This window comes from Bradyrhizobium sacchari (assembly GCF_002068095.1).
GTDB classification, from domain to species: domain Bacteria; phylum Pseudomonadota; class Alphaproteobacteria; order Rhizobiales; family Xanthobacteraceae; genus Bradyrhizobium; species Bradyrhizobium sacchari.
In genome coordinates, this window is sequence record NZ_LWIG01000026.1 from 7,145 (window position 1) to 12,841 (window position 5,697).

6 protein-coding genes are annotated in these 5,697 nt (G+C 64.5%); 1 reads left to right on the top strand and 5 read right to left on the bottom strand.

What is annotated here, in order from left to right:
* Positions 1-244: M23 family metallopeptidase (locus tag A5906_RS44905; protein WP_245326879.1), on the top strand; the 244-nt coding region annotated here is incomplete at its 5' end.
* A 16-nt stretch (positions 245-260) separates the two neighbouring features.
* Here A5906_RS44905 and A5906_RS23980 read toward each other — a convergent pair.
* From A5906_RS23980 to A5906_RS44910, 5 genes are all read right to left on the bottom strand, one after another.
* A complete protein-coding gene (locus A5906_RS23980) occupies positions 261-1,496 on the bottom strand; it encodes an ABC transporter substrate-binding protein (protein WP_080137758.1) in 1,236 nt (411 codons plus the stop codon).
* A 313-nt stretch (positions 1,497-1,809) separates the two neighbouring features.
* Positions 1,810-2,700, bottom strand: a complete 891-nt coding sequence (locus tag A5906_RS23985; protein WP_080137759.1) for a DMT family transporter — start codon at positions 2,698-2,700, stop codon at positions 1,810-1,812.
* Between the two features lie 76 nt (positions 2,701-2,776).
* A complete protein-coding gene (locus tag A5906_RS23990) occupies positions 2,777-3,658 on the bottom strand; it encodes an NAD(P)-dependent oxidoreductase (RefSeq protein ID WP_080137760.1) in 882 nt (293 codons plus the stop codon).
* A gap of 2 nt (positions 3,659-3,660) precedes the next feature.
* Positions 3,661-4,792, bottom strand: a protein-coding gene (gene prfB, locus A5906_RS23995) for a peptide chain release factor 2 (RefSeq protein WP_100234372.1) whose coding sequence is annotated in 2 segments (ribosomal slippage) — positions 3,661-4,722 and positions 4,724-4,792 — 1,131 coding nt in all. Because the reading frame shifts where the segments join, the coding sequence is not laid out codon by codon here.
* 96 nt (positions 4,793-4,888) lie between these two features.
* A partial coding sequence (locus A5906_RS44910; RefSeq protein ID WP_249776136.1) for a penicillin-binding transpeptidase domain-containing protein occupies positions 4,889-5,697 on the bottom strand: 809 nt, incomplete at its 5' end.

Sequence of the window (5,697 nt, forward strand, 5' to 3'; positions counted from 1 at the left end):
GTCCGGCGGTTACGGCCGCATGGTCGAGGTCGATCACGGCAACGGACTGTCGACACGCTACGGCCATCTCTCCGAGATCAGCGTCAAGGTCGGCGAGATCGTGAAGATCGGCCAGGTCGTTGGTCTCGTCGGCTCGACCGGCCGCTCCACCGGCCCGCATCTGCACTATGAGACCCGCATCGACGGCGAAGCCGTCGACCCGCAAAAATTCCTGCGCGCAGGCGTCCGCCTCAGCGCGGGCTAGGCCCGGTACGCCTGATCTACTGGCTGCGCTCGTGGCCGACCTCGCCGGTGATGACGTCGCCGAACAGCTCCCAGGCCTGCCCGTTGAATCGCATCAGCTGCATCTGCTCGATGGGGAAGTAATCGTCGGGCGAGGTGTTGACCATGATGCCGGGCAGCATCAGGTCGGTGTGGAAGTTCTTCAAATTTGCAGCCTGCTTCATGACGTTCTCGCGCGTGAGATTGTCACCACACTGCTTCAGCACCTGCACCATCGCCTCGGCCTGGACGTAGCCATAAATGTTGTTGGCGTTGGCCTTGTCGCCGTCGGGATAGTACTTGTCCATGAACGCGCGCCATTTCACCACGGCGGGATCCCTGTCCCAGGTCGGGTCGGTCGGGTCCTTCAGATACACCGTCGAGATGATGTCCTTGGCGTATTCGAGCCCGGCGGGCTTGAGGACCGAGGCGACCGAGGTCGCGGTGTTGGCCAGGAAGAACTTTGGTTTCCAGCCGAGCTCGCCCACTTTCCGGATCGCCTGTGCCGAGCCTTTCGGCGCAGCCCATGAGAAGAAGATGTCGGCGCCGGAATCGTGCAGGGCCACGATCTGCGAGTCGATCGAGGGGTCGCTGACCTCGTAGGACTTGTCCGCAATGATCATGCTCGCCTTGTCGCCGAGCCCGTCCCTCAGGCCCTTGAACTGATCCTTGCCGGCATCGTCGTTCTGCCAGAACACCGCGATCTTGCCGTTCGGAAAGTTGTCGCGGATGTATCTTGCGTAGATCCGCCCCTCGCTTTGATAGTTGGGCTGAAAACCCATCGTCCAGGGAAAGTTCTTGGGATCGCCGAACTTGGTGCCGCCGGAGGCGACGAAGAGCTGCGGCACCTTCTTCGCGTTCATGTATTTCATGATCGCGGAGTTCGAGGGCGTGCCGAGCGACTGGAAGATCAACAAAACCTCGTCGCTCTCGACCAGTTTGCGCGCCTGCTCGATCGCCTTCGGCGGCGAATAGGCATCGTCATAGCTGATGAAGTTGATCTTGCGCCCGTTGATGCCACCTTCATCGTTGATCATCTTGAAGAAGGCAGCCTCGGTCTTGCCGATCACGCCATAGGACGACGCCGGTCCGCTATAGGGCATGATGTTGCCGATCTTGATTTCGGTGTCGGAGGCGCCAGGGTCGTATCTCTTCTGCGCCGAGGCCGGTATCGCGGCGAGCGCTCCGGCAACAAACATGGCGAGGGCAGCAAGGTTTTCGCGACGACCCGGCATCGTTCTCTCCCCTATTTTATAGTCTTGTTTTGCCGGGAGTGTCGCAAGCAGGTCGGCGGCTGGCAAGCGCCACAATTTTCCGCGCGGTGAAACGATGGTTCGGAACCTGATCGAGCACGACGCGCAAAACACCAGCGTCAGCGGCGGCAATTCCCGCAGCGCCGCACCGTTGAAGAAGAACGAGCCGCCCCGGAAGGGTCGAGAGCACAGCGAGCAGCAGCCAATCTCGCGCGTCGATCCGGTTAGCGTTGCCTCTTCCTTCGGTAGCCGACCTCATAGACGGGCAGATGACGCCACCGATTGCCGATAGATCCTAAGGGCCGGCGCTCTGGCTATCTCCGCTCTTTCGCGCGCCCCCCGCGATATCGGCGACCACCGCCCCGATCACCAGCGCCCCGCCGATGAGCGCATGCACGGCGGGCACCTCGCGAAAAGCGATCCAGATCCAGAACGGCATCAGCGGTGTTTCCAGCGTCGCAATCAGGGAGGCCTGCCCCGAAGGCAGCAGGCGCGAGCCGAGCATGTAGAAGGTCAGGCCGAGCGCGACCTGAAGGCAGCCGAACATCGCGAGGATCACAAGGCCGTTGCCGCCGACACGGGCGATGTCGTGCGCGAACGGGAGACTGACGAGGCTCCCCAGGAAATTGGAGAGCGCGGCTGCCGCCACCATCGACGTCTCCCTGTGGCGCCGAACGACAACCGTCATGGCGGAGATGGCGAGCACCATCAAACAGCTTAGCGCGACCCCGCCGATATCGGCCCCCGCCGTGACGCCGCCGACCGTGATGGCGACGCCTGCGAAGGCGACGAGACTCGCAGCCAGCGTTCGCCATGTCGCGGCCTCACCGAGCCACAGCCATGCGAGCGCCGCAGCGACAAACGGTTGCGTGGCGATCAGCACCGCGACGTTCATCACCTTGGTCATCTGAAGCGCTGGAATGAAGGAGACCATGCCGACCGCCGACAACGCTGCGACCAGCAGCCCCCCACGCCCCGGCACCACCAATTGCCGCAAGCTGCCGCGTCCCTGCATCAGGACGAGAAACACGCTGATCAGGCTGCCGCCGAACAGGCCACGCCAGAACAGGATGGTCCACGGATCAAACGGCAGCAGCCGGGTGAAGAACGGTGCGGTGCTCCAGGCAACCGCCGCGGCGACGACGAAGGCAATGCCGAGACCGCGTTCCGAACGAGGCTGCCCCATGTCGATATGCCCGGCTACACCATGATCCGGAAAAGTGCGAAGCGGTTTTCCGACACGATCATGCTCAAACAATAATCTAAGATGGTTTCTTCGGCCGCGACACCACTTCGATCATCCTGCCTTCGTCGTCGTCCGGCATCACCGCTTTCGCCTGCGCGTAGGCCTCGACCGCCGCGCGCGCGACCAGTGGCTTGCCGGCCAGGAGGCTCTCGGCGAGCTTGACAGCATAGGCGGCATCCTTGTGCCGCAAGGCTGTCGTGAAGGTCGCGCCGGAAAAATCGCGGGCAACCATGCGTTTGGAGTGACGCTGCACCTGCCGACTTGCTGCGACGCCTGCCTGGATCGAGTCCAGCACGAGGTTCATGTCGAGCCCGGCCTGCTCGGCGATGGCAAGGCCCTCGGCGAGGCCGGCGATCTGGATCGCGCCCATCAGATTGTTGATCAGCTTGTAGACGGTGCCGGAGCCGACCCCGCCGAAATGGCGGATGGTCGAACCGATCGGGTCGAGGAACGGGCGCGCGCGTTCGAGATCGGCAGCGTCGGCACCGACGAGCAGCGTCAGTTTTCCGGCGGCTGCCGCATCCGGCAATCCCGTCACGGGGCAATCGATGTAGATCAGCCCGCGCGCGTTGAGCTCGCGGCCCATCTCGCGGGCGTGGTCATAGGAGACGGTGGAGCATTCGATCGCGATGGTGCCGGCCTTCGCCGTCTTGGCGGCGCCTTGCGGCCCGAGCCAGACCGCGCGCGAGGCCTCGTCGTCGGCAACCATCGTCACGACCGCGTCGGCATCGATCGCCGCATCCTCAGGTGAAGTCGCCCAATGCGCGCCGCGCGCGATCAGGTCCTCCGCCTTGGCCTTGCTGCGATTCCACAGTGTCACGATGTAGCCGGCATCGAGATAGCGGCCGGCCATGCCATGGCCCATCCGCCCAAGCCCGATGAAGGCGACGCGGGGCATGGCTAGTCCACGTCCTCGACGTCGCCCGCGGTGGTGCCGAAGGCGCGCTGCGCCAGCGTCGCGGCCATGAATTCGTCGAGATCACCGCCGAGCACGCCGGAGGTGTCGGAGGTCTGCACGCCCGTGCGCAGATCCTTCACCATCTGATAGGGCTGCAGCACGTAGGAGCGGATCTGATGGCCCCAGCCGATATCGGTCTTGGCAGCCTGGTCGGCGGCGGCCTTTTCCTCGCGCTTCTTCAGTTCGATCTCGTAGAGGCGCGCGCGCAGCATGTCCCAGGCCTGTGCCCGGTTCTTGTGCTGGGAGCGGCCGGCCTGGCAGACCACGGCAACGCCGGTCGGGATGTGCGTCAGGCGCACCGCGGATTCGGTCTTGTTGACGTGCTGGCCACCGGCACCGCCCGAGCGCATGGTGTCGGTACGGACATCGGATTCCTTGATGTCGATCTTGATGCTGTCGTCGATGACGGGGAACACCTGCACGCTCGAAAACGAGGTGTGCCGCCGCGCGTTGGAATCGAATGGCGAGATGCGCACGAGCCGATGCACGCCCGCTTCCGTCTTCAGCCAACCATAGGCGTTGTGCCCGGAGACCTGGATGGTCGCCGACTTGATGCCGGCCTCTTCGCCCTCGGACTCTTCGAGGTACTCGACCTTGAAGCCGTGCGTTTCGGCCCAGCGCGTGTACATGCGCAGCAGCATCTGCGCCCAGTCCTGGCTCTCGGTGCCGCCGGCGCCGGCATGGACTTCCAGATAGGAATCGAAGCGGTCGGCCTCGCCCGACAGCAGCGCCTCGAGCTCGCGCCGCGCGACTTCCTTCTTCAGGTTCTTCAGCGCAGCTTCGGCCTCGGCCACGACGCCGTCATCGCCCTCGGCTTCGCCGAGCTCGATCATGCCGATATCGTCTTCGAGCTCCTGCTCGACCTTGCCGATGCCCGAGAGCGAATCCTCCAGCGAGGTGCGCTCCTGCATCAGCTTCTGGGCCTTCTGGGGATCGTTCCAGAGGTTGGGATCTTCTGCGAGCTTGTTCAGCTCAGCGAGGCGTGCCGTCGATTTCTCGACGTCAAAGATGCCTCCTCAGCAGCCCGACTGACTGCTTGATCTCTTCTACCAACCGTTCGATTTCGGCGCGCATGTCGTTCTCTGATCTCGCATCCCGCGTGCAATTCGAGATGGGGATGTAGCGGCGGCGGCTGCAAAGCGCAACCNCCGCGATCGTCGCTGTTATCCGCTAGTACAGCCCGCCGGTGCCCGGCCGCATGAAGAAGCCGGAATCCGGCTGCTGCTGCTGCGAGGCCGGCATGCCGCCGCCGCGCCCGTCGGCATCGGCAACGCCGATGACCGAGTAATTATCCGGCGGCGCCGTGCCCGGCTTGAAGGCCTCCAAAATGGTTCCGCCGGTCTCGCCGGGACCGGCACGCATGCCGGTCTTGGCGACGACGCGCACCAGCTTGATGCCGGCCGGCACCTTGAACGGAACAGCGGGCTTGTCGGCGAGCGCGAGCTTGAGGAAGTCGCGCGCGATGGGCGCAGCCAGATGGCCGCCGGTCGCGGCGTTGCCCTTACCGAGCGCACGCGGCTTGTCGTAGCCCATATAGATGGCGACAGCGACGTCGGGCGAGAAGCCGACGAACCAGGCGTCCTTGGCCTCGTTGGTGGTGCCGGTCTTGCCGGCGATCGGCTTGCCGACCTCCTTGACCACGGTCGCGGTGCCGGCCTGGACCACGCCTTCCATCAGCTCGGTGATCTGATAGGCGGTCATGGAGTCCAGCACCTGCTCGCGGCGGTCGATCAGCTGCGGCTCGTTCTGGTTCTTCCAGCCGCCCGGCGCGTCGCAGCCGCGGCACTCGCGCTGGTCGTGCTTGAAGATGGTGCGGCCGTAGCGATCCTGGATACGGTCGATCAGCGTCGGCTTCACGCGGCGGCCGCCATTGGCGAGCATGGAATAGGCCGTGACCATGCGCATCGCCGTGGTCTCGCCGGCGCCGAGCGCGTAGGACAGATAGTTCGGCAGCTCGTCATAGACGCCGAAGCGGCGGG